Raw genomic sequence first — 25226 nt, forward strand, 5'->3', positions numbered from 1 at the left:
CATTCGACACCGCGGCTCCGGCGCTTTCGGAACCGCATTCAGGAGAGATCGGCATGCGCATCCTGCTGCTAGAGGACGAGCCCGAAATGGCGTCGGCCCTGAAGGCCGCGCTCGAGCGTCGGCAGGTGATCGTCGATCATGTTTCGACGCTCGCCGACGCAGAGGCCGTGGTCGAGCTCTGGTCCTATGACGTGATCGTGCTCGACCGTCGCCTTCCCGACGGCGAAGGCCTCAGCCTTATTCCGAAGCTGCGCGCGCTGCGCGTCGAAGCACCCATCATGATGTTGACGGCGCTCGGCGCCATCAACGACCGCGTCGCCGGTCTCGATGGCGGTGCCGACGACTATCTCGCCAAACCGTTTGCGGTCGAGGAACTGATGGCGCGCCTTCGTGCACTTGGTCGCCGTCCCGTCACGCTCAAGTCCAACCAGATCATGGTTGGCCGCCTGACCTATGATTTCCGCCATCGCGAAGCGGTCGTCGACGACAAGCCGCTCGACCTTCTGCGGCGGGAAAGGCTGGCGTTGGAGGCGCTGATGCGCCGCCCGGGCCGCACGGTCCTGCGCGCAACGCTGGAAGATTCCGTCTATGCCATGGAAGACGAGATCGATTCCAACGCGCTCGATTCCCACCTTTCGCGGCTGAGACGAAAGCTCGAAGAGGTCGCGGCCGGCGTCGAGATCAGGGCAATCCGCAACCTCGGCTATCTCCTGCGCGCAACGGCATGAGAAAACCTCGCTCGCTTCAATGGGTCCTGGTGCGCCGCCTGATCCTGCTGCAGGCGGCAACGTTCGTCGCCTTCATCGCCCTGCTGGCTGCGATCCTGACGATCGCCCAGCCTCGGCTGATCATCGACAACGAGGCGGCCATCAAGCACCTGTCCGAGGCGGTGGCGCACGACAAGAGCGGCGGCCTCATTGTGCGCGACACCGAGGAGCTTCGTGCGTTCCGGGAAGACTTCCCCAATCTCTGGTTCATCATCCGCGATGCCGACGGGCATGTGGTCGAGCAAGGCAGCATTCCGGCCGCCTATGAAGCGGCTGGTGGAGAGCTGTTGAAGAATATCGGCCGCGCGACGCTGCGGTTCGATCAGGGCGACCTTCGACCGGAAGCCGCCCTTGCCAATGTCGACACCGATGTCGGCCGAGTGCAGATCCTTGCCTCCTCGATCTCGTCGCGCGACGAGAACGATGGGCTCGAAGTCGAGATCAACGTGAACGCCGAGATGGCAAAGGATGCCAATGGCAATCCGGACTGGCTTCGCGTGCTGCCGGTCCTGGCGCTGCTTATCCTTTGCCTGCTGCTGCCGATCATCCTGGTGATGGGCGTCGCCACGTTGGTCACCACGCCGGCCGTTGTGCGCCGCTCGCTTGCCGGTCTCGTTGCGACAGCCGATCAGGCCGGGCGGATCGATATCGACAATCGCGCGGTGCAGCTCGAAACCGCCCAGGTGCCGACGGAAATCGCGCCGATGGTGCATGCCTTCAACAACGCGCTTTCTCGTCTGGACGAGGGTTACGACCAACGCAATCGGTTCCTGACAGACGCGGCCCATGAATTGCGCACGCCGATCGCCATCCTTCGCACCCGCGCCGAATTGCTGCAGGAAGATCCGCAGAGTGCGCGGCTAAGGAAAGATATCGAGCGGCTGTCGCATCTGGCCCAACAGCTTCTGGAACGCCAGGTGCTTGAGCACGGCAGCGGCACCCGCGAGGTCGTCGACCTTGTGGCGCTCGCCAAAACGTTGGCCGCCGACTTCGCGCCGCTCGCCTTCGAGGCCGGCTACGAACTGGCCTTCGAGACGAATGCGACGCGGCCAGTGCCGGTCAGCATTCATGTTCAGCAAATCGAGCAGGCGGTCGCCAATCTCCTGCGCAACGCCGTCGAGCATGGCGCCAATCGCGGAACGATCACCGTACTGGTCGACGCCCGCGGCGGGATCGAGATCCATGACGAGGGTCCCGGTATTCCTGAGGACGAGCGAGACCGTGTCTTCGAACCCTTCTACCGCCTGCGCCCGCGTTCGAGCGGCGCTGGCCTCGGGCTCAATCTGGCCCGCGAAATCGCCCGGCTGCATGGCGGTCGTATCGATATCCTCTACGGTTCGTGGTCCGGCGCGCGGATCAGGCTGCAATTGCCGGTGGTCGACGGGCATCACCTCGCGGCGCTTTCGACCACCTCCGCCTGAACAGCACCGGGCGGCAGTCGGTCGGTCGAACAAGGCGTCAACGGCTTTGCAACTTTTCAGATCACTTTTCGCCTTAGCCCTTATCAACGGTCGGCCGATGGTCCACATATGTCTCGGCGTTTCGAGGTCAGCGTTCTCCGGAGCTTCCGCTTCGAGAGCAGCAAGGCCGTCAGAACAGAGTGGAGAATTGCGATGCAGACTTCATCCGAGGCAATGGCCGGACCGCTGCACGACAGCGGCGCCCGTCCCATCGACAGCAAGGGAATTCTCGACTGGCTGATCATGGAGACCCGTGACCAGCGCTTCATCGACAATATTTTCGTGGATCTGTGCGAACGACTGGTCCGGGCCGGCGTTCCGCTCGCGCGGGCCACCCTGCATTTCCGGATCCATCACCCGCAGTGGCTCGGCGCCCGCATCCTTTGGCGCAAGGGCCTGACGGAGGCGGATATCCGCATGTTCGATTATGGTGTCGAAGACACGACGCAGTATCTCAACAGCCCGCTCTATGCCGTCAACAACGGCGCCAGCCAGGTTCGCAAGAACCTCGAGGCGGCAACCGACGATGAGGTGCCGAACTCGCTCTATGAAGAACTCCGTGCCGACGGCTTCACCGACTACGTCGCCTTGCCGCTGGAACACACGCTCGGCAAGCGCCACGTGGTGACCTTCGCCAGTGATCGCAAGGGCGGCTTCGAGACGGTTCATCTCGAGGTTCTCACCAGTCTGTTGCCGGTTCTGGCCCTTGTCAGCGAAATCCGGCTGAAGAACCGGATGGCGCGAACGCTGCTCGAAACCTATGTCGGGCCGCATGCAAGCGAGCAGATCCTTGCCGGTGCGACGACACGGGGGAGCGGCGTGACCGTCAGCGCCGCGATCCTGATCTGCGACCTTCGCGACTTCACCAAACTATCCGACCTCTGGCCGCGCGACGATGTGATCGAGTTGCTCAACGGTTACTTCGATGCCATGTCCGAGCCGATCGAGCGGCATGGTGGCGAGATCCTCAAATTCATGGGCGATGGCCTGCTGGCGATCTTCCCGCTCAGCAATCCGCGGGCCTGCGAAAACCTGCTGCAGGCAATCGGTGAGGCGGAGGTCGCGATCGCCACCCTGAACCAGGAAAATCTGGCAAGGGGGCGCGAGGCCCTCGGCTACGGCATCGGGGTCAACGTCGGCGATGTGATGTACGGCAACATCGGCTCTCGCCGGCGGCTCGACTTCACAGTGATCGGACCGGCCGTCAATATCGCTTCGCGCCTAGAGAACCTGACAAAGCAGGCGAAGCGCCCGGTGCTGCTGTCACGCGCCTTCGTCGAATTGGCGGGACGCACGCGCGACATGGAGCATTTGGGCGCCTTTCCCGTGAAGGGCCTCGACGATCCGATTGACGTCTTCGCATTTTCGTCCGGCACCGCTCAGGCGGCGGAATGATCGGTGCAGAGTCTTGGTTTTTGCTAATCGGGCGGGCGCGACCGTTTAAGGCAACCGCTCGCCGACCCAACGCGCCACGGTCTGCGCCATCGTTTTCAGATGATCTGCAGCGGAATAGCCGGAGATCGTCTTGCGTGGTTTGAGATCGTGGTCGCCATCTTCGAGCCAAAGGATTTCTATTGCACCGGACAGGGGGTATCCGGGGACCTCCTCGCGCGTGCCGAATTCGTCGCGCGTGCCCTGGCAGATCAGCGTCGGCGTCTTCAACTCCCCGAGGTGTTTGGTGCGCAGCTGATCGGGCTTTGCTGGAGGATGGAACGGATAGCCGAGGCAAAGCAGGCCGATGATTTTGCCTTCGGCATAGAGCTCGTCAGCAATCATGCTGGCGACACGCCCACCCATCGATTTGCCGCCGATTAGCAACGGGCCGACCGCACCAAGAGACGCCACGGCGGCCCTGAACTCCGGATTGAGCGTTTCGGCGCGCGGTGGCGGTTTGCGGCCGCCTGATCGACGCCCCGCCATGTAGTCGAATTCGAACCGGGCCACACGAAAGCCTTCGGCAGCCAGCGCTTTGGCCGATGCGGTCATCGAAGCCGAATCCATCGGCGCGCCGGCACCATGCGCCAGCAAGATGGTCACCGGCGCATTCTCTGGCCCATCAAACAACATCGTCTTTTCCATCTCGACACCATCCGGCGTATCCGCCAATGAAATGCTGACTTTTATGCTGCGCCAGCGTCTTTTGGTCGACGTGGCTCGTGGGTCAACGTGTTTTCTACTGCATGTTTCCTTAAATCGTATCCGATTTAAGGAAACATGCAGCAATTCAAAGTGCTACAGCAACCTTTGCGCGTCTAAATAAGACGCGCGGCGCTGTAGCATGTCGAGCGCCGTGAGCCAGGGGTGCAGCGTACCATAAGCAGTCACGATCGATTGCCGCAACCAGTCGCGCTGCAACGCACTCAATAGCGGTAGGCAGGCCCCGAAATCGAACTCGTCTTTTTGTCGGGGCGTTTTTGCCTTGTAGAACAACTGGACCTCAACAGCGAGGAACGGTGGATCCCCGCCAGCCGCCATCGCGCTGATCGGCCGGGTCACCAGAGGATTTCGGCGCGAACGCCAGCTTTCCCCATTACTGTGGTCGAACATCAGTTGAAAGCGCCATGGCCCTTGCCGCTCGCCACGGCACCAGACATCGTTTACCGTTTTCGGCAGGCTTTCCGTTTCGCTCCACCGGCGCAAATGCCCCGGCGGATCCGCAGCCCAGCAATCCCATTGCCGAAGAAAGGAACGAACGTGCGCGCTGTCTCTCTGCAGCACGAGGATATCGATGTCGCCGTGACTGCGAAAAGGGCGACCGACGAAATGCTCGATCGCATACCCACCAGCGATCCACCAGGGAAAGGGTGCGGGCGCGAAGAGTACCGCGATGTCTTCGGGCAACAGCGGCTCCCACGGTTTTTCATGTTCCTTCATCCGCAGATCATTCCCGTCTTGCTATTCTGGCCGCTGTGACACTGAACGGAACTTTCTTCGTGACTTGCCTGTTAAAGAACAGTTGAAAGCCGTTCAGGTGCTCAGATGTCCGGCAAGATCGATGCCTTTTCCCGATTTGCCAATGCCGTTTCGAAACAGTCCGGCAAGCCAGGCACATTCGCATTCGCAGTCGGTGCCGTTCTCCTGTGGGCGGCCACAGGTCCGATCTTCGATTTTTCCGAGACCTGGCAATTGGTGGTGAACACGGCGACGACGATCATTACATTCCTGATGGTCTTCGTCCTTCAGAACTCTCAGAACCGCGACAGCGCCGCCCTTCAGGCCAAACTCGACGAACTGATCCTGACCAGCTCGGCCGAAAACGAATATATCGGGATCGAGAGACTTGAGGAACATGAGCTGGAACGACTGACGGAACTCCTGAAGCAGCATGCGCGAGATGCGCACGATCACGCGCTTCACCAGAAAATTTCAAATGCCGTCGGCAAGAAACGCAAACGGCGAGCCGACCCAGCGGCGTGAGACAGCGCGTCGTGTCGCGGCAACCGTGCGGCGCTCGATCTAACCGAGCGGGCTCGGCGCAAATTGCGCCACCAATTCATGTCGATCACCCGGATAAGTCAATCGCACATGGGTGACCGGGGCGCGACCGCTCCAGGTGCGCCGCTCGATGACGAGACAAGCGGCGCCTGTCGAAATGTCGAGCGCCTGCGCCGCGTTGCGTCCTGCCGCCACGGCCCGGATGCGATGTTCGGCCGTACTCCACGGCACCTTTCCGAGCAGCCAGGAACCGGGCGCTGACGTCTCGAAAAGCTCTGTCTCGGCTTCGGGAACAGCCGCCAGGCTGATAAGCCGCTCCTCGAAACAGAAGGGGCGACCGCCGGCGAAATGCCGGCAACTCACTTCGAGCAGTCTTGCAGACGGCGGCAGGTCGAGCCGACCGGCATCGCTGCCCTCGGCCTTGCGGATGCTGCGTTCATCCAGGTGAAAACTGTAATCCAGTCCAAGGGACTGAACCTCCAGCTTGACATCGTGGATTTCCATCACCGCCGACTGCACATGCGGGAAAGTGACGTAGCTCCCCGACTTGCGCCGCCGCTCGATCAGTCCGCGTTTGACCAGTTCGGTCAGCGCCTTGTTCACGGTCATGCGCGAACAGCCATATTGCTCGGTCAATTCATGCTCGAACGGGATGCGATGTCCAGGTGGCCACGCGCCGGAAAGAATGTAACCTTCCACATCCCCGAGGATTCTCTGGTGCAACGAAAGCGACTGGGGCTGGTTGCCCACTTCGTCGGCTGGCTGATCGCTCGGAATGTCGGCACCCTCAAATGGTTTGCTGTTGCCGGCAAGCTTAAACATTTCCCGGCGCCGCGACAGCCCTCCCCTCGCCCTTTCCCGCTTTTTCGCCAAAGCTTCCTCGGCCCTCGGGTTACGCGACGGGTGGCTGCAGCTTATGTAAGCGGCGCACGCACTTCCAACCGCGGACGCAAATCCTCGCGACACAGCTAACGGCAGCACCAATGACGCTTGCCGAGATCAGCCTCACTTCGGCGGCGTCCACCCCAAGCTGGGCGATAACTGCCCCGCGGCTCGCCCATTCCGGCGCCGGCCTCCACCATACTAACTTATTGTAATTTATGGCTTTATTTTCGTGTTCGGCATTGTTCGAAGCCGAGCGTTCAGCCGTTGCCGCCGAGTTGGCTCGATATCGCTTCTTGGACAAGAAGAGCGCGGGCGGTTGACAGCTGTCAACGTTGACGGCCAATCATTTTGGGCGCGTCATAAGCTCCCTGTTTCGCAACGAGGAGACGCAATCAAAAGAAGGTCCAGCGGCAAAGCGGCGTTCGGGCCGGACCCTGTGCGACGGCTGCATTGGCCACCGCACATTTTGGGCAACCAGGGTCGTATCAATAAAACAGATGCCAGGGCGTCAGGAAGGCGCGGGCCCATTCCTGATCGCGCTCGCGCTCACGATCGTCAGCCGGTTCGTGTGGCGTCAATTCAATGCGCGGCTTTACCGACTGCACGACGGCCTTCGGCGCTGGCGGCTCGAGGTAACCAAGTGTCATCCCGCCGAGATAGAACATGCTGCATCCCTTCCAGTCCACCTGACATCATCGTCATCGCACCACGATCTTGCCACAATTCAACTCGCTGTCAATAGTCGACTAAATCCATATTTTAATAGCCACAGTTTGCGATGGAGCATCAAGGCAGCGTTCTTCTCCCCCTCGGCTGCAAAACAGGTGCGCGCGCCGTTCACGGGGAGCTGTAGTTGCTGGTTGGAATCGGGCCGACATGTTAACAACCTGGTCGGCCGTCGCACGAGTTGTCCGCGGACAACTGGCGCCATTGCGCGCCCTCCGTTGCTTGAACCGGCAACACGGCCATTCGGCTATCCATTTGTACATTCAGGCCGAATCGGATCATAGTGCATCTGCGCATATTGCCTCGATATGACAATATTTGCGCAGTTTTTGGAGAACTCGATGTTGCAGCAGAAAATCCACGGCCTCGATGTACAGGAGCATTTGCCAACGCTCCTGGCTGCCGATGCCATGGAACTTGCGCACCAACTCCAGCAGCATCAGAAGAAAATCTTCCCGCCGCAAGCGCAAAAGACGTTGCGACTTTTCAGTCCGGCCGAGGCGGCCGCCTTTATCGGGATCGCCGAAGGCTACCTGCGCCAGATCGCCTCGGAGGGCCATGGGCCCGAGCCGTTGCCGAATGGACGCCGCATGTATGCGATCTCGGATATCGAGCGCATTCGACGTGTTCTCGACGAAGGTGGCAAGTCGGGAAAATACATTCCGCATCGCCGCGGCGACGAGCGGCTGCAGGTCATCTCGGTCATGAACTTCAAGGGCGGATCGGCGAAGACGACGACCTCGGCGCATCTTGCGCAATACCTCGCACTTCGAGGTTACCGCACGCTGGCGATCGATCTTGATCCGCAGGCTTCACTTTCGGCCCTGTTCGGTCACCAGCCGGAACTGGACGTTGGCGAGGCGGAAACGATCTATGGCGCCATTCGCTATGAGAACCCTCGCCCGATCGCAGAGATTGTCCGTTCCACCCATTTGCCCAATCTGCATTTGATCCCCGGCAACCTCGAACTGATGGAATTCGAGCACGAAACGCCGAAGGCCATGACCAGCGGTTCGGCGGAAACCATGTTCTTTGCGCGTATCGGCGACGTGCTGGCCGATATCGAGAGCTTTTACGACATCGTCATCATCGATTGCCCGCCGCAGCTTGGCTTTCTCACCATGTCGGCGCTGTGCGCGGCGACATCGGTGCTGATCACCGTGCACCCGCAGATGCTCGATGTCATGTCCATGTCCCAGTTTCTCTCGATGACCAGCGAATTGATGCGCGTCGTCGAGAACGCCGGCGGCCGGACCAGCTATGACTGGATGCGCTACCTCGTCACCCGGTTTGAACCCAATGACGGTCCGCAAAGCCAGATGACCGGTTTCATGCGCTCCATCTTCGGCAATCGCATGCTGCACAACGCCATGGTCAAATCGACGGCCGTTTCCGACGCCGGCGTGACCAAGCAAACGCTATATGAGGTGGAACGCTCGCAGTTTGTCCGCGGCACCTATGACCGCGCGATGGATTCCCTGACGCTCGTCAATGGCGAGATCGAGGACCTCCTGCGCAAGGTGTGGGGAAGGAAGTAACCCATGGCCCGCAAGAACCTGATCGGTGTTTCAGACAGTCATGCTGCAGATGGCGAGGATAATCGTCCGCTGGCCGGACGGCCGATCATCGGCCTCGATCCCGGCCAGCGACCACACGGCCCGATCGGCGGCATCACCCGGTCTCTGTCGAACATCACGCAGAAGGTGGAGCGAGCTCAAGAACTTGAACGCCAGCTTGCAGAAGGCCTGGCGGTGATAGAGCTCGACCCGGATCTGGTTGACGTTTCCTTCGTCGTCGATCGCCTCGGCGTCGCGGCCGATGTCGAACGCTCGCTGCTCGAACAGATCCGGGATCACGGACAACAGGTGCCGATCCTCGTGCGCCCGCATCCCAACGAGGACGGGCGTTATCAGGTCGCTTACGGCCATCGTCGTCTTGCCGCCACGCGTGAGCTTGGCAGCAAGGTCAGAGCTGTCGTCCGCGACCTCAGCGACGAACAGCTGGTGATCTCGCAAGGGCAGGAAAACAACGCTCGGACGGACTTGTCCTTCATCGAGCGGTCGCTGTTCGCCACCCGTCTCGAAGACCGCGAATTCTCGCGTGACGTCATCATGTCATCGCTTGGCGTCGACAAGGCGGCCCTGTCGAAGATGATTGCGATCGTGCGCCGGCTACCCATCGATGTGATCGAGGCAATCGGTGCCGCGCCGGCCATCGGACGGCGGCGCTGGGCGGAGCTTGCAGAGCTTGTTGAGAACGACGATGCGCTCATCAAGACCAACGCGTTCTTAGGGCGCACTGAATTCCTGGCAAGGGAGAGCGATCAACGGTTTGAGACGCTGTTTTCCTTCCTGAGCACTGTGAAGGCCCGGAGCCAGGCAGTTCCTTGGGTGGCGCCAGATGATACGCGCCCGGTGCGCATTCGAGAAACAAACAGCGAAACGACGCTTTCCTTCAACAAGAAGGTCGCGCCCGGTTTTGCAGATTTCGTGAGGCAGAGGCTCAAATCTCTGTACCTCGAATATCAAGAGGAAACAGGAGACTAACAGAGCAAAAGAAAAAGGCTTCCGAACGACTAGCGCAGCGGAAAACCCTTCTCTCGTGTAGCAACTAGAGAATCCCATTTCCGCGAATCACTGTCAAGCGTTTTTAACGTCGTTTCGGCGAACGGACTTCTTTTGCCTTTGAAAAGGTGAAGAGAGATGGAGCGTGGAAATGTGACGACGCCCTTTGGGCGGCGCGCGATGACGCTTGGCATGTTCGCAAGCCAAGTCATCGCGAGCGAAATCGATTCGCAGCAGCCGATCGATAAATGGAAACTGTTTCGGACCGTCTGTGAAGCCAAGGCTGTCGTCGGCGTGTCCGACCGTGCTTTGGCCGTACTCAATGCGCTGCTCAGCTTCTACCCTAAGGTCGAGCTGACGTCAGGCAAGGGGTTGGTGGTGTTTCCATCAAACAACCAATTGGCCCTGCGCACCCATGGCATGGCAGGCACCACACTGCGTCGCCACCTGGCAACATTGGTGGAGGCCGGCCTTATCCTTCGCAAGGATAGCCCAAATGGCAAGCGTTACGCCCGTAGAGATACAAAGGGCGCCATCGGCGACGCCTTCGGGTTCGATCTGTCACCGCTGCTTGCACGCGCCCATCAATTGCAAACGGCCGCAGCCGCAGTCGCTCTGGCCCGACAGGAGGCGCAGCTTGCCCGTGAGCGTCTCAGCCTTTGCCGTCGCGATCTGACTAAGCTCATAGACGTGTTGCGCGAAACCGACCAAACTTCCAACTGGGACGACCTTCAAAGCCGTTATCTTCTCGCCGTCGACACCCTTCCGCGGAAACCTGGCCTCGCTGAAATCGAGCCTGTTCTCAAGCAACTGGACGCGTTGCGCGCGGAAGTGCTCAACCAATTGGAAAAACTGGTAAATCTTGAAAATTCGGACACCAATGATAGCCAAAATGGCTGCCACATACAGAGTTCACATCCAGACTCTTCTACTGAAGCTGAACCGGGCTTTGGAAGTGAAGCTGTGACGTTTTCGAACTCACGCCAAACGTCCGACAGCATGGCCGTTGTGCAGGCAAGCAATCGGACGGCAATTGCAACAGACGCGGCCTCCCAGACCGAAACACCGGAGGTAACCCGGGGTAAAACGCATCGACCTCCGCAAACCTTCCCGCTATCAACCGTGCTGAAAGCCTGCCCTGATATCGTCGACTATGGTCCTGGCGGGAAGGTGCAGTCCTGGCGTGATCTGATGATAGCTGCCGCTGTGGTCCGTTCCATGCTCAATGTCAGTCAGGGAGCGCATGATGAAGCGTGCCGGGTGCTTGGCCCAGAAGCGGCCGCGACGGTGCTCGCATGTATCCTGCAGCGCTCGCCGCACATCGCGTCTGCCGGTGGTTACCTGCGGGACCTGACGCGGCGATCTATGCGACAGGAGTTCGTGGTTGGGCCGATGGTCATGGCGTTGTTGCGTGCCAATCCCGGCAGTATGGCGCTAGCCAGCTGAGCTAGAACAACGCGGCTGTTTCGACGGACGTTGACAACTGTCAACTGCGGCTAGTTGTGCGCCTCATTCGGCAATCAATGTCCAATGAGGCGGACTGGTGGCCGACCTGTGCAGGATGTTGAGATCGAGTTTGCCGGGTCCAACACCTCGCAGCAGCTGATCCCGATCCCTGCCAAATTGCAGCGTGCGCGGCGCTGAGTACCGGCTTGCGACGGGCAACGTTAGATCGGTCCCTTGGTGAGTTGACAGCTGTCAACGGTTTCACGTCAGGCCATTCGAATGGAAAATACCACAACCACCAGCCCGCTGCAGATCCGTACACTTAACCTCTATCGACGAGAGGGTCGTCCAGTTCGCGGACTTCTGATCAAGGTCTGCCCCACCGGCTCCTGTCCTCCCCGGCAGAAAGATGGCACAAACGCTGAGGCTGCAAGGTGTCTACACCCGCAAGCGGTCACAACCTCAACCGCGTCCTGAGGCCGTGCAGGCATGAAGCTGCCCAACCGCACCTTCAGACGAGCATTATTCTGTCAGGCATTGCATTGGGTGATTTTCCCCACGCGCTCGGGGTGTGACGGGGCGAAACGCGATCCGGCAAAGTTCTAATGCATTGAGGCTCCGGACATGCCGGAGGGTTGCCATATAAACCGTCGATAGATGTGATTGGTCGTTGGCCTGAGTTTGTTGTTACCCTCTGGCGGGGCCGATGTTGACAGCTGTCAACGCGTGACGGGCCGTTTTGTCGGAAAGTATCGCTCCTACACATTCGGCAGCATGAACGAACGCAAGCTGCTGCGTGGGCGCCATGCCCATCGCGATGCTAAGGCGAGTTAGTTTCGCCAGAGCGAGAAAGCGCCTGCGTGATAGGTTGCGCAATGCCTTTTCGGCCCAGAGAAGGGCAGGGGCCACCTGTCGCATAGACGCGTGTTGACAGCTGTCAACACGCAGGCGTTCGTCTGGCATCCCCAGCTCGAACCGCTATCCGTCCGCAATCCTGTCCGGCCTGACCCCTGTCGACTTCGATGACCAAAATCCCTTCACGACCGTCTTTCGAGACGTTAGCCGAATGGAAAGGAAATGCTGCTATGTTGGCAATGCTGGCCTTCCTGCGTTGCGAATGGCCCTCAAGAGCGTACAATGTGATGGTCGAATTCGTCGATTCGAATCCGGTTTGCGCTCATTTGAAGCGCTAAGAAGGCGATTCTACCCTTCCGTACTGGTCAACGCAGAAACCCGACGACAAACATCCCGGTATCCGCTAAAACGGCATGTCATGTGTGTCGGAAGAAAACTGTCCGTTTTCCTTCCGTTTGCCAGAAATAGCGTGTGATTGTAATGCGATACCAAATCCCGGAATTAGTGCTGCAGACGCTGTTTTCCGCAACGATCGAAGCTGAAGATCGGTTGGCGCGGCTGGATGAGCGTGCCGGCCGCCATCCCGTCGCCGAAGGCTTTCGCGAGCGTGGTCAGTTCTTCGATGCGGCCGGTGCCCTCTGGGTTGCCGGCGAGTTGGTCCATGTCGAGGATCTGGTGCTGCATGATGCGCATATGGATGCCCGTGCGCCGACACACGAGTTGACGATCGCGCATGCAGTCTTGCGTGCGCGCCGGAGGATCTGGTTGTCCGACCCTGATTGGGCGCTATCGTCCGCCGGTCTGGCGGTCCTTCGCGGCGAACAAGTCGGCGGCGAGACACCGTCGATCGAGATGGACCGAGGCGTTCCGCCGGGGACGGCGGATGACGATAATGTCATCGCTGACGGCGATGACGACGACAATCCGCTTTCCCTCGAGTTCGCGGAGATCGATGCTGCGATCGCGCGATCGCAACGTCTGCTCGATGAACAGGCGGATGAAGTCGGTGACAGCGGATTTGGGGGGACAGAGCGCCCGTCCGCCTCAGAGCCCAAGGGACAGTTGGGGCTGCTTTTCGATGACGAATGGGACGAGGGCGCGCGGCTCGAGGCGTGGCGATCCCTGATTGCGGCTGCGGACCGAATGCCGGCCTGCCTTGGCGCGGCGATGCTCTTCGATGCCTGGGAGCAGATCGAGCCGCTTCGCAGGCAGCATTGGCTGGGAGGGTTGCTCGTTGGCGCCTACCTGCGCGCGCGTGGTAAAGTGACGTCGCATCTCATCAGCTTCCATACGGGCCTGAAGACAATTCGCCACGAACGGCGTCGTGCAAGAGATCAGGAGGTTCGGCTGAGGGCGTTTCTGGAGGCTCTAGTCCTCACCGGCGAACTTGGCCTCAAGGAGTTGGATCGACTGTTTCTCGCCAAGACCCAGATGGAAATGCGCGTGCGCGACCGTCGCTCAAATAGCAGCCTGCCAGGCCTGATCGAGCTTCTGCTGTCTCGGCCGATCGTTTCCGCCGGGCTGGTGGCGCGTCATGTCGGCGTCACCCAGCGGGGCGCGCTCAATCTTGTCCGCGAACTTGGGGCCAAGGAAATGACCGGCAGGGGGCGTTACCGCGGTTGGGGGATATTGTAGCCGGTTGCGCAGTTGCACAGGCGGCAAACGGTCTTGACCGGATGTTCGGCTCACCGCGGCTTACATGGGGAACTTCGGGTCAAGAACTTTTAAAGGTCCATCGCATGTTTCCTTCGGTCGCTCTTTCGGCATCCAAGGCTGAGCCTGTTCGCGTGAACGGGCCTGTTTCCATTGCCGGTTCAAACTCACATTCGGTCGCCGCGCCGAGCGGCTGCACCATCATTCCGCTTGCGTTGCGGCAAAGGCTCAGGAGGACGAGACCATTCTTAGTAGCGGCGTTTGAAGCCATGTCGCGGATCGGTTCGTCCCCCCTGGATCCGCCAGGATTGATCGCTCCTGGAAGATTAGAGAATGTGGCTTGTGTGCATTGTCAGGCCGTCTTTAACACCGCGCCCTCGATGACAACGCCGGCGATCACATATTTCCATAGAGCAACCAACAATTTGCGTGCCAGCGCCACGATCGCGCTCTTCTTCGCGCGCCCACCGCTGGATTGCACGCGGGCCGTAAACCACTGGCTCAACGCTGATTGCGGCTGATGGCGCAACCACAACCACGACAGTTGGATCATCGTGGTACGCAGGCGCGGGTTGCCCGCCTTCGAGACGCCTTGCTCGTGATCGATGGTTCCACTCTGCCAGGGTGTCGGTGCCAGCCCCGCGTACGCAGCAACCTGTCGCCGGTTGTCAAAATGGCGAAACAGCCCTTCGGTCCAGAGAACAGCCGCGAATTCCAGACCAACGCCTTTGACTTCGCACAACATCGCCCCAGTTGGGATCAGCGTTGCCGCCACGCTGTTCTTTTGCGCCGCCAGGAGCGTATCGCGCTCGTTCTCCACCGCTGTAATTTGCTCTAGCAACAATTCAAGGCGATCAAGTTCACGGCTTATTTGAGTTTTGAGGTGGGTCGGCAAAGGACGGCCATCACCCGTGTGAAGCTCGTCCAGTTGCTTGCGCCGGTTCTTGCGCAGCGGCTCGTAACCACTTATGCCCTGACCGAAGAGCAGGCCTTTAATGCGATTGACATGTTTGACGCGCTCGGCGATCAGAACCTTGCGCTCCCGGCAAAGGCGACGGCGATCTTCTTCCTCGGGGCTTGGCGCATTGACCATGGCGCACACCCGCGGCTCTCCGCGTTTGAAAGCCAACAGCGCTCGGACCAGCGCCTCACCATCCAATTTGTCCGTCTTCGCTCGCCGGCGCCTGCGCGAGGTTGCTATCGAGGCTGGATCGACGACGTATCTTTCTATCCCGTTCGCCTTCAGCACACGATCGATCCAGAAGCCGTCAAGCCCGGCTTCCTGAATGCTCACGATCGGAACCTGATTGCCCGTACGAGATCGCACCTTCTCCTGGAGCTGAGTAAAACGACCCAGCAATGCCGTCACATCGCCGCCAACCACAGAGTGCTTCGACATCTTCTCGCCGTTTCCCGGCGACAACGATGTGATCGGCCAGGTTGAGCGAGAGAGTTCCAACGACACGAAAATTGCGGCAAGATCAGTGCGGATAGCGGTCGGCGAATGCGGTTGGGAAGTTCCAGCTTCCATGACGGCGTCTCCTATGAGGTGAGTGCGTTATTGCAGCCTCACTCTGCCAGAGCGCCGGCCGCTATTCACTCCCCATGGAATCTTTGTAGGTCAACTCAGGCGTCAGCTCTTGATCCTTGAACGACGGTGCCACGGTCGACGGCGGGCAGCAAAGATCGCAGCGCAGCCCGATTATTCGGCATAGTCCTACAGGTGATCCAGACCACAGTCTTGATCCGGGGGGCAACGAATGCCTGCCGCTCGCTGCTCCCTGTCGGCAATCAGCCTAGCAGGTTGCGGATCGTCCGCATGAAGGCGCGAGCGCCCACCTCGATCAGTGCATCGGGAAAGTCGTAGTCCGGATTGTGCAGGCGAGGGTGGTCCTCACCTGCACCGAGGAAGAACATTGCTGAGGGGGCGACGCGGCCGAAAAGGCCGAAATCTTCCGATGCCTTCATCGGCAGGGCGGTCGGGCCCGCGTCGTGGCTGATCCGCTCCTCGCCAAGAGCGCGGCGCAAATGGTCGACGGCCGCCGGCGCGTTGCTGCACTGATGGAAGATATCTTCGTAGCTGATCGACGATGTGAGCCCGCCGGCCGTCGAATGTTTATGGACGAGAGCTTCGGCACGCCTCACCAGCTCACCCATCCGCTCGTCCGTCAGCGTGCGCAATGTTGCCCAGATCTCGGCATGGCCGGGGCTGATGCCGAAGGCGGGTTCGCCGAGGCGCGCGTGGGTCACGGTTACCAGCGTGAAATCGGCATCGAGCGAACCGCCGGCGCCAAGTGCAGTCAACTCACTCAGGAGATGAGCCATGGCGGAGGTCGGGGCGACGCCATCTTCCGGGCAGGACGCGTGCGCGGTCTTGCCCGAAAGCACGAACCTCATGCCGCGCGAGGCGCAATTGACCGGCCCTTCGGCCAACGCAACGTGCCCCAGCGGCAGGCCGGGAAAGTTATGCAGCGAAAACACAAAGTCCGGTTTCAGCGGCTCGAATTTAGGATCCGCCAACACGGCGGCGGCACCGGCACCATTCTCTTCGGCCGGTTGGAAAAGCAGGATCGCCCGCCCGCGTGCCGGTCTTTTCCGGGAGAGCCCTTTGGCGAGCGCCATTAGGATTGCCGTGTGGCCGTCGTGTCCGCAGAGATGCCCCTTGCCGGTGATCTCGGATCGGTGCGGCGAAGTTGAAAGTTCTTCGATCGGCAAGGCATCGAGTTCGGAGCGGATCATCACGGTCGGACCATGGGTCGCTCCGTGATAAACGGCCGCCACCCCATGCCCACCGAGGTCAGTGACGATCTCGTCCGGTTGGCTCGACCCCAGCGCCCGTGCGACCATTCTGGCCGTCTCGACCTCTTCGCCTGATAGCTCCGGCTTGCGATGGAGTTCACGCCGAAACGCGGTGATCTCGTCCAGTTCGCCACCATTCAAAAACATGCGCAATATCCCAACCAGTGTCCGCCTCGGTGGGGCGTGTCGATCGAGCCCCGGTATCGGTGGGGAATGTGAAGCGGCGCTCCAGCTCTGTCTAGTCGGGAAAGTGCAAGTCGGCGAAGTGTCTGCATCGAGACCGCGAGTGCCGGGTAGTGTTGGAAGACGATATCGGTCGGGACCGCTGTAACCCAATCGACTTTCTCCACCGCCCGGAAAGCAGGCGGTGGAGAGATCGAGGAGGGCCGCTAAGGTCCCCATTCTCCCGAGGCGGCGTCCGCCACCAGACGCACCAGCATCTTGCCGTGGTTGGCACCCCTGAAGAGGTCGATGAAGGCGGAGGGAGCATTTTCGAGACCGTCGACCACGGTTTCGCGGATTTTGACCTGCCCCGCCTTCAGCCAACCGACCATATCGAGGAGCGCCTGGGCGTCTCGGTTTTTGAGATCGAGGGCCGCAAGGCCCTGCTGACGCGCCAGGGCCATGTGCTCTATCGGCGCGGCAAATCGCTCGTCGACGAAGCCACAAGACTGGAGCGTGCGGCGAGAAACCTCGCCAAGGGCCAGGAGCAGGAACTTCGCCTTGCGGTGGAGGGGCTGTTTCCCACATGGCTCTTGCTGCGCTGTTTGGACCAGTTCGCAGCCGAATACCCGGAGACGCGGATCGAGCTTTTCGAAACCGTCATGGGCGGCACGGACGAAATGCTGCTCTCGGGCGCCGTCGATCTTGCGATCTGCGCCGATACCCTGCCGGCCGGCCACAGGGGCGAGGTGCTGATGCGCTATCGGGCGATCGCGGCTGCCGCCCCGTTCCATCCGCTGCATCAGATCGGCCGCGAACTGGCAATGGAGGATCTGAAAGGGCACCGCCACCTCGTCATCCGTGACAGCGGGCTGCAACGCGTGCGCCATAGCGTCTGGAATGTGACTGACAGCGGCTCACCGTCAGCCACAAATCAACATCCATACGGGCGGCCTGCATTGGCATGGGTTTTGCCTGGTATCCGGAAGACTGGATCCGCGAAGAACTGGCCGCAGGCCAGCTCAAGCCCTTGCCGCTCAGGGAAGGGGCGGAGCGCTGGGGCGCGATGTATCTGGTTTATCCCGATCCTGATGGTGCCGGACCGGGCGCCCGCCGGTTGGGCGATATCATCATCCACGCGGCACAGGGCGTCGAACAGCTATCTTCGGGCGCCACCAACGAGCGAGATCGAGCGCGCCGCGGCGGTCACCAGCGGAGCAAAGCGTTCTTCCGTTTCCTCCGGCGTGTAGCGGCTGCGCGATACCGCGATGTTGATCGCGCCGTAAGGCGTGCCATTGGCATCCAGCACCGGTGCGGCGATCGACAGGTCGCCGTGGAAATATTCCTCGAATGCGGTGGCATAGCCCTTGGTCGCCGATTGTTTCAGCTTTGTCTTCAGCGCATCGATGTCCCATGTCGTGTGCGGCGTAAACGGGTAGAGATCCGATTTTTCGAGGATTGCATGGGCGGTCTCCTCCGGCAGGCCCGAGAGGATGGCGATCCCCGGAGCCGTGCAATAGGCCGGCAGCCGCGTGCCAGTGATGACGTCGTTGTTCAGCACGTGACGGCTCATGAAGCGCGACACGAAAACAATGTCGGTATCGTCGAGCACGGTCAGGTTGACGGTTTCTTCGGTGGCTTTGCTCAAGTGCAGAAGATAGGGCATGCCCCTTTCGACGAAGCCGCTGGCGCGGGTGTAGTGATAGCCGAAATCAAGCGCCTTCACCGTCAGCTCAAAGCGCTTCGTATCGGCGTTTTTGCCGAGATAGCCGAGCTTGGCGAGCGTGTGCGTGAAGCGCTGGGCGGCGCTCATGTCGAGCCCGGTTTCCTCGGCGATCTGTGACAGGCTGAGGTTCGGGCGGCGACCGTCAAAGGCTCTGAGAACCCTGAAGGCTTTCTCGACCGACTGCACCAGCAAGGGATCGCGGTCTTCTCCCGGCGTTTCGTTTTCGTCTGTCGCAGCCTTGTTCGCCTTGCGCGCCATGTATCCCCGTTCCCTGCGGTTTCCCACATATCGATAACAGAATCGCCAAGCATCGGAAAAGGTGCTTGACAGCTAAAATAAACCTAATCACACTATGACATAACAATTATCGCATTGCAATAGTTGTTTAATTGCAACGGAGAAAATCATGGACCGCTTCATCCTGACAGAACGGCGTGGCGAGGTCGGCGTCATCACGCTGAACCGCCCCGAAATCCTCAATGCCTGGCACAGCCCGATGCGCCAGCAGCTGGTTGCTGCCTTCACGTCGTTCGAAGAAGACGAGACGGTCCGCGCCATTATCCTGACCGGTGCCGGTGATCGTGCGTTCAGCGCAGGCCAGGATCTGAACGAGACGCGCACATTCGACGGTGCCCGTGGCCAGGAATGGGTGGGCGAATGGGAACGGCTCTATGATGCGATGCGCTCGCTGTCGAAGCCGCTGATCGCGGCACTCAACGGCGTTGCTGCCGGTTCTGCGTTTCAGGTGGCACTTCTCTGCGACTTCCGCGTCGCTCATCCGGGCGTGCGTATGGGGCAGCCGGAAATCAATTCCGGCATCGCCAGCACCACAGGCCCGTGGATGATGCGCGAGATGATCGGTCTTTCCCGCACCATCGACCTGACGCTCAGCGGTCGCCTGATGCAGTCGGATGAATGCCAGGCCATCGGCATCATCAACCGTATCGTTCCGCAGGAACACGTCATGGATGAAGCCCTCTCGCTTGCCCGCGAACTCGCCGCCAAGCCGCCGGTCGCCATGCGGCTTGACAAACAGCGCTTCAGGGAGATGACAGAGGCTGGTTTCCGCGACTGCCTCGAAGCCGGCGCTCGCATCCAGCGCGAAGCCTACGCCTCCGGCGAACCGGCGCGGATGATGGAACAGTTTCTCGCACGGCGTGCGGCAAGCAAGGCCTGACAAGGGCCAGGTCGCTTATGGGAGGCGGCGCGCAATCCAAAACAAGAGGGTAGAACAATGACCAGCAACAAACGCATACTGATTGACCGCCGCAGCCTGTTGAAAATCGGCGGAGGCCTGGGCGTCGCCCTGGCCGCGCCTGCCGTCTTCACGCGGTCCGCATTTGCCGCCGAAACCCTGACCGTCGCCGATCCCGGCGGCCCCTACAGCCCCGGTTACCGCAAGGCATTCTACGATCCCTTCGAACAGGCGACCGGTATCAAAGTTATCAATGTTGCCCGCGACGCCGAACCGACCGCCCAGTTCCGGGCGATGGTCGAGACCCAGTCCTATAGCTGGGACGTCTGCACGCTGACGCTTTCCGCCCGCGACATTCTCGAAAAGCGCGACCTGCTCGAGCCGATCAACCTGCCGGCAGCCGACGTTCCCGGGCTGATGCCCGACGCCCTGACCGAGCTATGGCTTGGCGTCGACGTCTATTCCACCATCATGGCCTATCGCACCGACCACTTCGACGCGGCCAACGGTCCGAGTTCCTGGGCCGATTTCTGGAATGTCGAGAAATTCCCGGGGCGGCGTGCCCTGCGCAAGAACCCGATCGATACGCTGGAGCAGGCGTTGCTGGCCGATGGCGTGCCGATCGCCGAACTCTACCCGCTCGACATCGAGCGCGCCTATGCCAGCCTCGAAAAGATCAAGCCGCATGTCGATGTCTGGTGGACAGGCGGCGCCCAGTCGAGCCAGTTGATCCAGAGCGGCGAAGTTGACCTGATCGCCCTGTGGAACGCCCGGGCCCAGGCGGTGATCGACGGTGGTGCGCCGGTCAAGATCGGCTGGAACCAGGGGCTCTACTCGATCGAGGGCTGGGGCATTCCGAAGGGCTCGCCGCGTGCCGATATCGCCCGGCAGTTCGTCAAGTTCTGCGCCGATCCGAAGCAGCAGGCGCTCTTTACCGAGTTCCTCGCCTACGGCCCGACGAACCTGAAGGCCTATGAGCATATTCCGGCAGAACGCGCTGCCGCCCTGCCCACCTCCGAGGCAAATCTGAAGGTCATGACCATTGCGCGGGAAGACTGGTGGAGCGCCAACCGTTCCGAAATGACCGAGCGCTTCAACGCCTGGATCCTGGGTTAAGGGGAAATCTGATGCTCGCGAAGCCCGAACAAGCCACTCGCCCAAAACTTCTCGTCGACGGATTGGCCAAGAGCTACGGCGCCACCGTTGCTCTCAAGCCCACGCACGTCGCGGTCCAGACCGGCGAGTTCCTGACGCTTCTCGGGCCTTCGGGCTCCGGCAAGACCACCTTGCTGCAGATGATCAGCGGGCTGGTCCTGCCAACGGAGGGCCGCCTGTTCATCGACGGCAGCAATGAGACGGAAACGCCGGTACACAAGCGCGACATCGGCCTCGTTTTCCAGCACTACGCCCTGTTTCCGCATCTGACGGTCGCCGAGAATATAGGCTTTCCCTTGAAGATGCGCGGCAAGATCACTGCCGAGATCGACAGGCAGGTCAAAGGCGCACTCGACATGGTTCAGCTCGGCCATCTGGCCGGGCGGTTCCCGCGCGAACTTTCCGGCGGGCAGCAGCAGCGCGTGGCGCTTGCCCGCTGCTTCGTCTACCAGCCGTCGATCATCCTGATGGACGAGCCGCTGGGCGCGCTCGACAAGAAGCTTCGCGAGCATATGCAGTTCGAGATCAAGCGGCTGCACCGGCAGACCGGCGCCACGATCATCTATGTGACGCATGACCAGGAGGAGGCACTGGCGCTCTCCGACCGCATCTGCCTGATGAATCATGCCATGGTCGAGCAGATCGGTCCGCCGCAGGAAATCTACGCCCGGCCACGCACCGCCTTTGCCGCCGATTTCATTGGCATCTCCAACATCTTCCGCGGCCGCGTCGAGCTTGGCTCGGGCGGTGTCGCGCACCTTTCGACCCCGAGTGGACGCTTCCGGATCGATGGCACCGGCCTTTCCAACAATGCCGAGATGGCGCTGGTGGTGCGGCCGGAGCATCTCGAACTCGGCTCGACTGGCGCAAACGAGATCAGCGGTCGCGTCGCAGAGGTCGTCTATGCCGGCTCTGAAACCCGACTGCTCGTCGACATCTCTGTCGGTGAGCTGGTCACGGTTCGTGTCCTTCCCGGTAAGCCGTTGCCTGGTATAGGCGACAACATCACGCTGAACTGGGCGCCGGAAGCCGCCGTGTTGGTGACGCCATGACCGCGGCGGCTGTCTCCACTCCGCGCTCTGTGCGCTCCAACCGCTTCCGCTTTGGGCCGCTTTGGCTGGCAGCGCCCGGCCTTGCCTTCCTTCTGATTTTCTTCCTCGTTCCCGTCGCAAGGCTGATGGGCCTCAGCCTCGAGGACGCCGACACCGGCGCGATGACCGCCAGCCACTATGCGAGGATCTTCGAGACCGACGTCTATTTCCGCGTTCTGTTGATCACCTTCCGCATCGCCGGACTGACGACGCTCTTCTCTCTGCTTCTCGGCTATCCCCTGGCCTACTGGTTGTCGCGCTTGCCGGATCGGACGCGCGGCACGATGATCCTGCTCGTGATGGTGCCCTTCTGGACGAGCTACCTCGTCAAGAGCTTTGCCTGGGTCATCGTGCTGGGACGCACCGGGATCATCAACCAGATCGGCCTGGGATCAGGTGTGCTCAGCCAGCCGCTGGAGCTGTTGCACAATGAACTCGGCGTTATGATCGGCATGGTTCATGCCATGGTGCCGCTCGCCATCCTCACCATGCTGCCTGTCATGACCGGCATCGACCGCCGGCTGACGCAAGCATCGGCAACGTTGGGCGCGACGCCTGCGAAGGGCTTCTGGCTCGTCTATTTCCCGCTTTCGCTTCCGGGTGCGGCGGCTGCCGGCCTGCTGACCTTCATCTCCTCGCTCGGCTTCTTCATTGTTCCGGCCCTGCTTGGTGGGCGTCAGCAGACGATGCTCGCTCAATTGATCATCGTCCAGGTTCAGGAAATCCTGAACTGGGCCTTCGCCGGGGCTCTTGCCGCGATGATGCTGCTGGCGGCACTGGTGACGTGCTGGGTTTACGATCGGGTGTTCGGGCTCTCCAGCCTTTCGGGCGAGCCGTCCGACGGCAAGGCCGGCAAAACCGGTTTCCTGCGCGCCCTTGGCCTGGCGATCCTCGATCGGGTGGCGAGCATCAGCAGCGCCATTGCGTCCGGCAGCCACCGGCTGTTGGGAGCGGCGGTTTCAAGCCGCATGCTCGGCATCTACAGCGTCTTGCTGTTCGCCTTCCTGATGCTGCCGACGCTCGTCGTCCTGCCGATCGCCTTTACCAGTTCGCAGTTCCTCGAGTTCCCGCCGCCGGGATATGGCCTGGAATGGTTCCGGACCTATTTCACCTCCGACCTCTGGGTCGCGGCCACCATCCGCTCGTTCGGCGTCGCCTTCGCGACCGCCATCGTTGCAACGGTGATCGGTGGCTTTGCGGCGCTGGCGCTTGCCCGTTCGCGTTCGCGCTGGCGCGGCATCATCTTCGCCTTCTTCCTGGCGCCGATGATCGTGCCGCGTATCGTCATTGCCGTCGGCCTGTTCTACCTCTTTGCCCAGATGGGACTTGTTGCCACCGACCTTGGCCTGGTGATCGGTCACACGGTGCTGGCGCTGCCCTTTGCCTTCGTCGCCATTGCCGCTGTGCTGAAGAGCTACGACTGGCGGCTCGACCAGGCTGCGGCAACCCTTGGGGCAAATCGGGTTCAGGCCCTGCGGTTCGTGACCGTGCCGCTGATCAAGAGCGGCCTGACGGCAGCGTTCCTCTTTGCCTTCATCACCTCGTTCGACGAGCTGACCGTGGCGATCTTCGTCAGCGGCGGCGTCAAGACGACCCTGCCGAAGCAGATGTGGGATGACATGATCCTGCAGCTCAACCCGACGCTCGCGGCGGTTTCGGTCGTCGTCTTCATCGTCGTGACAACACTTCTCCTGGCGGCGGAAAAACTCCGCCGCTCCACCTGACACCATATCCGAGATCCTCCCATGACCGTATCTCTCGAAGGCTTCCTCGGAAGCTTCACGACCAAGGCTGCCCGCAAACCGGAACAGGTGTTCGCCCGTTTCAATGGCGAGCCGATCACCTTTGCCGCCCTCGATACGATGTCGGCAGCACTTGCCGCCGACCTCCGCCAACGCGGCCTGAAATCCGGTGACCGCGCCGCCGTGATGATGCGCAATTCGCGCCTGTCGCTGGCCGTGCTCTTCGGACTTGCCAGGGCCGGTGTCGTCTGGGTCCCGGTCAACGCCCAGCTTCGCGGCGAAGGCCTGCGCTATATCCTGGAGCATTGCGAGCCGGGCGTCGTCATCTGCGACGCTGAGCTTGCCGAAACCATCAATGAAAGCGGTGCTGCTGTGCCCGCTGCCGGGATAATCCTTGCAGGCGAACAGGCTGGCCCGGCGTCGCTGGAAGCAATTCTGTCGTCGGGTGGTGTCGCTTTCAATGAGGAGCCGCCTGCGGCCGACGATCTGTTTGCGATCATGTATACTTCCGGCACCACCGGCCGACCGAAGGGCGTGCTGGTGACCCACGGCATGATCCGGCTTGCGGGCGAGGCGGTGCGCACGCTTTCGGTGGGAGGGCCGGGCGACGTCTTCTTCGTCTGGGAGCCGCTCTATCATATCGGTGGCGCCCAATTGATCGTGCTGCCGATCATCGAGGACCTGTCGCTCGCCATGGTCGACAAGTTCAGCGCCAGCCGCTTCTGGGATCAGGTGCGCACCTATGGTGCCACCCATATCCACTATCTCGGCGGCATTCTGCAGATCCTGCTGAAGCAGCCGGAAAGCGAAGATGACCGCAAGCATCCGGTGCGCATCGCCTGGGGCGGCGGCTGCCCGAAGGAGGTCTGGCCGCAGTTCAAGGAACGCTTCGGTGTCGAAATGCGCGAATGCTACGGCATGACGGAGGCCTCCAGCATCACCACCTGCAACGCCACCGGCGTCGTCGGCGCCGTCGGGCAGCCGATGCCCTGGTTCTCGGTCGATATTCTCAACGAAAAGGGCGAGCCGGTGCCGGCAGGCGACAAGGGCGAGATCGTCGTGCGCACCTCGCTTGAGGGCGCACTGTTCAAGGGATATCTGCGCAATCCGGAAGCGACGGAAAAGACCCTTCGCAACGGTGCGCTTCATACTGGCGATTCCGGCTCCTTCGATGTCGACGGCAATCTCTGGTTCCACGGTCGGCTCACCGACAGTGTGCGATGCAAGGGCGAAAACGTCTCCGCCTGGGAGGTCGAGCATGTTGCCGCCGCCTACCCAGCGGTCGAGGATTGCGCCATGATCGGCGTTGCCGCCGATGTCGGCGAGCAGGACATCAAGCTCTTCGTCAAGCCGAAACCCGGCAGCGCCATCGATCCGATCGATCTGTCAGGATGGCTGGCCCATCGGCTCGCGCCCTACCAGAACCCGCGCTACATTGCCGTCGTCGACGAATTCGAGCGCACGCCGAGCCAGCGCATCATGAAACACCGGCTGCCCGCCGGTCTCGACAATTGCTGGGATCGGCTGGCACGACAGTAGGACCGAGGTGTCTAGGGCGAACACGG

The 25226-nt window shown here is 61.1% G+C and carries 21 protein-coding genes; 13 read left to right on the forward strand and 8 right to left on the reverse strand.

Annotated features, from left to right (window positions below; translation table 11 throughout):
- Positions 1-53: 53 nt before the first annotated feature.
- The 3 genes from ASD00_RS07620 (at position 54) to ASD00_RS07630 (ending at position 3622) form a co-directional block, all read left to right on the forward strand.
- Positions 54-728: a response regulator transcription factor gene (locus tag ASD00_RS07620; protein ID WP_025429625.1), complete on the forward strand. Its 675-nt coding sequence runs from the start codon at positions 54-56 to the stop codon at positions 726-728.
- The gene (locus ASD00_RS07625; RefSeq protein ID WP_025429626.1) at positions 725-2188 is read left to right on the forward strand and encodes a HAMP domain-containing sensor histidine kinase; all 1464 of its coding nucleotides are present in this window, start codon (positions 725-727) and stop codon (positions 2186-2188) included. Before ASD00_RS07620 ends, ASD00_RS07625 begins: the two co-directional genes overlap by 4 nt.
- A 213-nt stretch (positions 2189-2401) precedes the next feature.
- A complete protein-coding gene (locus tag ASD00_RS07630; RefSeq protein WP_234907865.1) occupies positions 2402-3622 on the forward strand; it encodes an adenylate/guanylate cyclase domain-containing protein in 1221 nt (406 codons plus the stop codon).
- A 45-nt stretch (positions 3623-3667) separates the two neighbouring features.
- Here the strand turns inward: ASD00_RS07630 and ASD00_RS07635 are convergent, their stop codons facing one another.
- Together ASD00_RS07635 and ASD00_RS07640 are read right to left on the reverse strand one after the other, a co-directional pair.
- Positions 3668-4306 carry an alpha/beta family hydrolase gene (locus ASD00_RS07635; RefSeq protein WP_025429628.1) on the reverse strand — a complete coding sequence of 213 codons (639 nt, stop codon included), beginning with the start codon at positions 4304-4306 and terminating at the stop codon, positions 3668-3670.
- 153 nt (positions 4307-4459) lie between these two features.
- On the reverse strand, positions 4460-5101 hold the full coding sequence (locus ASD00_RS07640; RefSeq protein WP_025429629.1) for a hypothetical protein: 642 nt from the start codon (positions 5099-5101) through the stop codon (positions 4460-4462).
- Between the two features lie 105 nt (positions 5102-5206).
- On the opposite strand from ASD00_RS07640, the gene ASD00_RS07645 reads away from it, so the two are divergent.
- Entirely contained in the window at positions 5207-5644 is a 438-nt protein-coding gene (locus ASD00_RS07645; RefSeq protein ID WP_025429630.1) for a low affinity iron permease family protein, read from the forward strand.
- 39 nt (positions 5645-5683) lie between these two features.
- Here the strand turns inward: ASD00_RS07645 and hutC are convergent, their stop codons facing one another.
- Together hutC and ASD00_RS07655 are read right to left on the reverse strand one after the other, a co-directional pair.
- On the reverse strand, positions 5684-6484 hold the full coding sequence (gene hutC, locus ASD00_RS07650) for a histidine utilization repressor (RefSeq protein ID WP_082523472.1): 801 nt from the start codon (positions 6482-6484) through the stop codon (positions 5684-5686).
- Between the two features lie 548 nt (positions 6485-7032).
- Positions 7033-7212, reverse strand: a complete 180-nt coding sequence (locus tag ASD00_RS07655) for a hypothetical protein (RefSeq protein WP_025429633.1) — start codon at positions 7210-7212, stop codon at positions 7033-7035.
- 402 nt (positions 7213-7614) lie between these two features.
- Between ASD00_RS07655 and repA the strand changes: the two genes are divergently transcribed.
- The 4 genes from repA (at position 7615) to ASD00_RS07680 (ending at position 13773) form a co-directional block, all read left to right on the forward strand.
- Positions 7615-8811, forward strand: a complete 1197-nt coding sequence (gene repA / locus ASD00_RS07660) for a plasmid partitioning protein RepA (RefSeq protein ID WP_025429634.1) — start codon at positions 7615-7617, stop codon at positions 8809-8811.
- A 3-nt stretch (positions 8812-8814) separates the two neighbouring features.
- The gene (gene repB / locus ASD00_RS07665; protein WP_025429635.1) at positions 8815-9819 is read left to right on the forward strand and encodes a plasmid partitioning protein RepB; all 1005 of its coding nucleotides are present in this window, start codon (positions 8815-8817) and stop codon (positions 9817-9819) included.
- A 156-nt stretch (positions 9820-9975) separates the two neighbouring features.
- A complete protein-coding gene (gene repC / locus ASD00_RS07670; protein WP_057205828.1) occupies positions 9976-11283 on the forward strand; it encodes a plasmid replication protein RepC in 1308 nt (435 codons plus the stop codon).
- Between the two features lie 1335 nt (positions 11284-12618).
- Positions 12619-13773 carry an RHE_PE00001 family protein gene (locus ASD00_RS07680; RefSeq protein WP_025429638.1) on the forward strand — a complete coding sequence of 385 codons (1155 nt, stop codon included), beginning with the start codon at positions 12619-12621 and terminating at the stop codon, positions 13771-13773.
- A 370-nt stretch (positions 13774-14143) separates the two neighbouring features.
- On the opposite strand, the gene ASD00_RS07685 is transcribed toward ASD00_RS07680, so the two are convergent.
- The 4 genes from ASD00_RS07685 to ASD00_RS07700 form a co-directional block, all read right to left on the reverse strand.
- Positions 14144-15322 (reverse strand): IS110 family transposase, encoded by a 1179-nt coding sequence (locus tag ASD00_RS07685; RefSeq protein ID WP_057205832.1) that lies wholly within the window; start codon positions 15320-15322, stop codon positions 14144-14146.
- 260 nt (positions 15323-15582) lie between these two features.
- Positions 15583-16737 (reverse strand): amidohydrolase, encoded by a 1155-nt coding sequence (locus ASD00_RS07690; RefSeq protein WP_025429640.1) that lies wholly within the window; start codon positions 16735-16737, stop codon positions 15583-15585.
- 242 nt (positions 16738-16979) lie between these two features.
- On the reverse strand, positions 16980-17603 hold the full coding sequence (locus ASD00_RS41540) for a hypothetical protein (protein WP_244496024.1): 624 nt from the start codon (positions 17601-17603) through the stop codon (positions 16980-16982).
- Between the two features lie 308 nt (positions 17604-17911).
- Entirely contained in the window at positions 17912-18736 is an 825-nt protein-coding gene (locus ASD00_RS07700) for an IclR family transcriptional regulator C-terminal domain-containing protein (RefSeq protein ID WP_025429642.1), read from the reverse strand.
- A 148-nt stretch (positions 18737-18884) separates the two neighbouring features.
- Between ASD00_RS07700 and ASD00_RS07705 the strand changes: the two genes are divergently transcribed.
- The 5 genes from ASD00_RS07705 to ASD00_RS07725 are packed head-to-tail and all read left to right on the forward strand — an operon-like array spanning position 18885 to position 25200.
- On the forward strand, positions 18885-19655 hold the full coding sequence (locus tag ASD00_RS07705) for an enoyl-CoA hydratase/isomerase family protein (RefSeq protein ID WP_025429643.1): 771 nt from the start codon (positions 18885-18887) through the stop codon (positions 19653-19655).
- A gap of 57 nt (positions 19656-19712) precedes the next feature.
- A complete protein-coding gene (locus ASD00_RS07710; protein ID WP_025429644.1) occupies positions 19713-20789 on the forward strand; it encodes an ABC transporter substrate-binding protein in 1077 nt (358 codons plus the stop codon).
- Between the two features lie 11 nt (positions 20790-20800).
- Complete coding sequence (locus ASD00_RS07715; RefSeq protein ID WP_057205837.1) at positions 20801-21880, forward strand: ABC transporter ATP-binding protein; 1080 nt, start codon at positions 20801-20803, stop codon at positions 21878-21880.
- The gene (locus ASD00_RS07720) at positions 21877-23643 is read left to right on the forward strand and encodes an ABC transporter permease subunit (protein ID WP_057205839.1); all 1767 of its coding nucleotides are present in this window, start codon (positions 21877-21879) and stop codon (positions 23641-23643) included. The genes ASD00_RS07715 and ASD00_RS07720 overlap by 4 nt, the downstream gene beginning before the upstream one ends.
- Before the next feature lie 21 nt (positions 23644-23664).
- The gene (locus ASD00_RS07725; protein ID WP_025429647.1) at positions 23665-25200 is read left to right on the forward strand and encodes an AMP-binding protein; all 1536 of its coding nucleotides are present in this window, start codon (positions 23665-23667) and stop codon (positions 25198-25200) included.
- The last annotated feature ends 26 nt before the right edge of the window (positions 25201-25226 follow it).

Source organism: Ensifer sp. Root31 (genome assembly GCF_001424825.1).
GTDB lineage: Bacteria > Pseudomonadota > Alphaproteobacteria > Rhizobiales > Rhizobiaceae > Ensifer > Ensifer canadensis.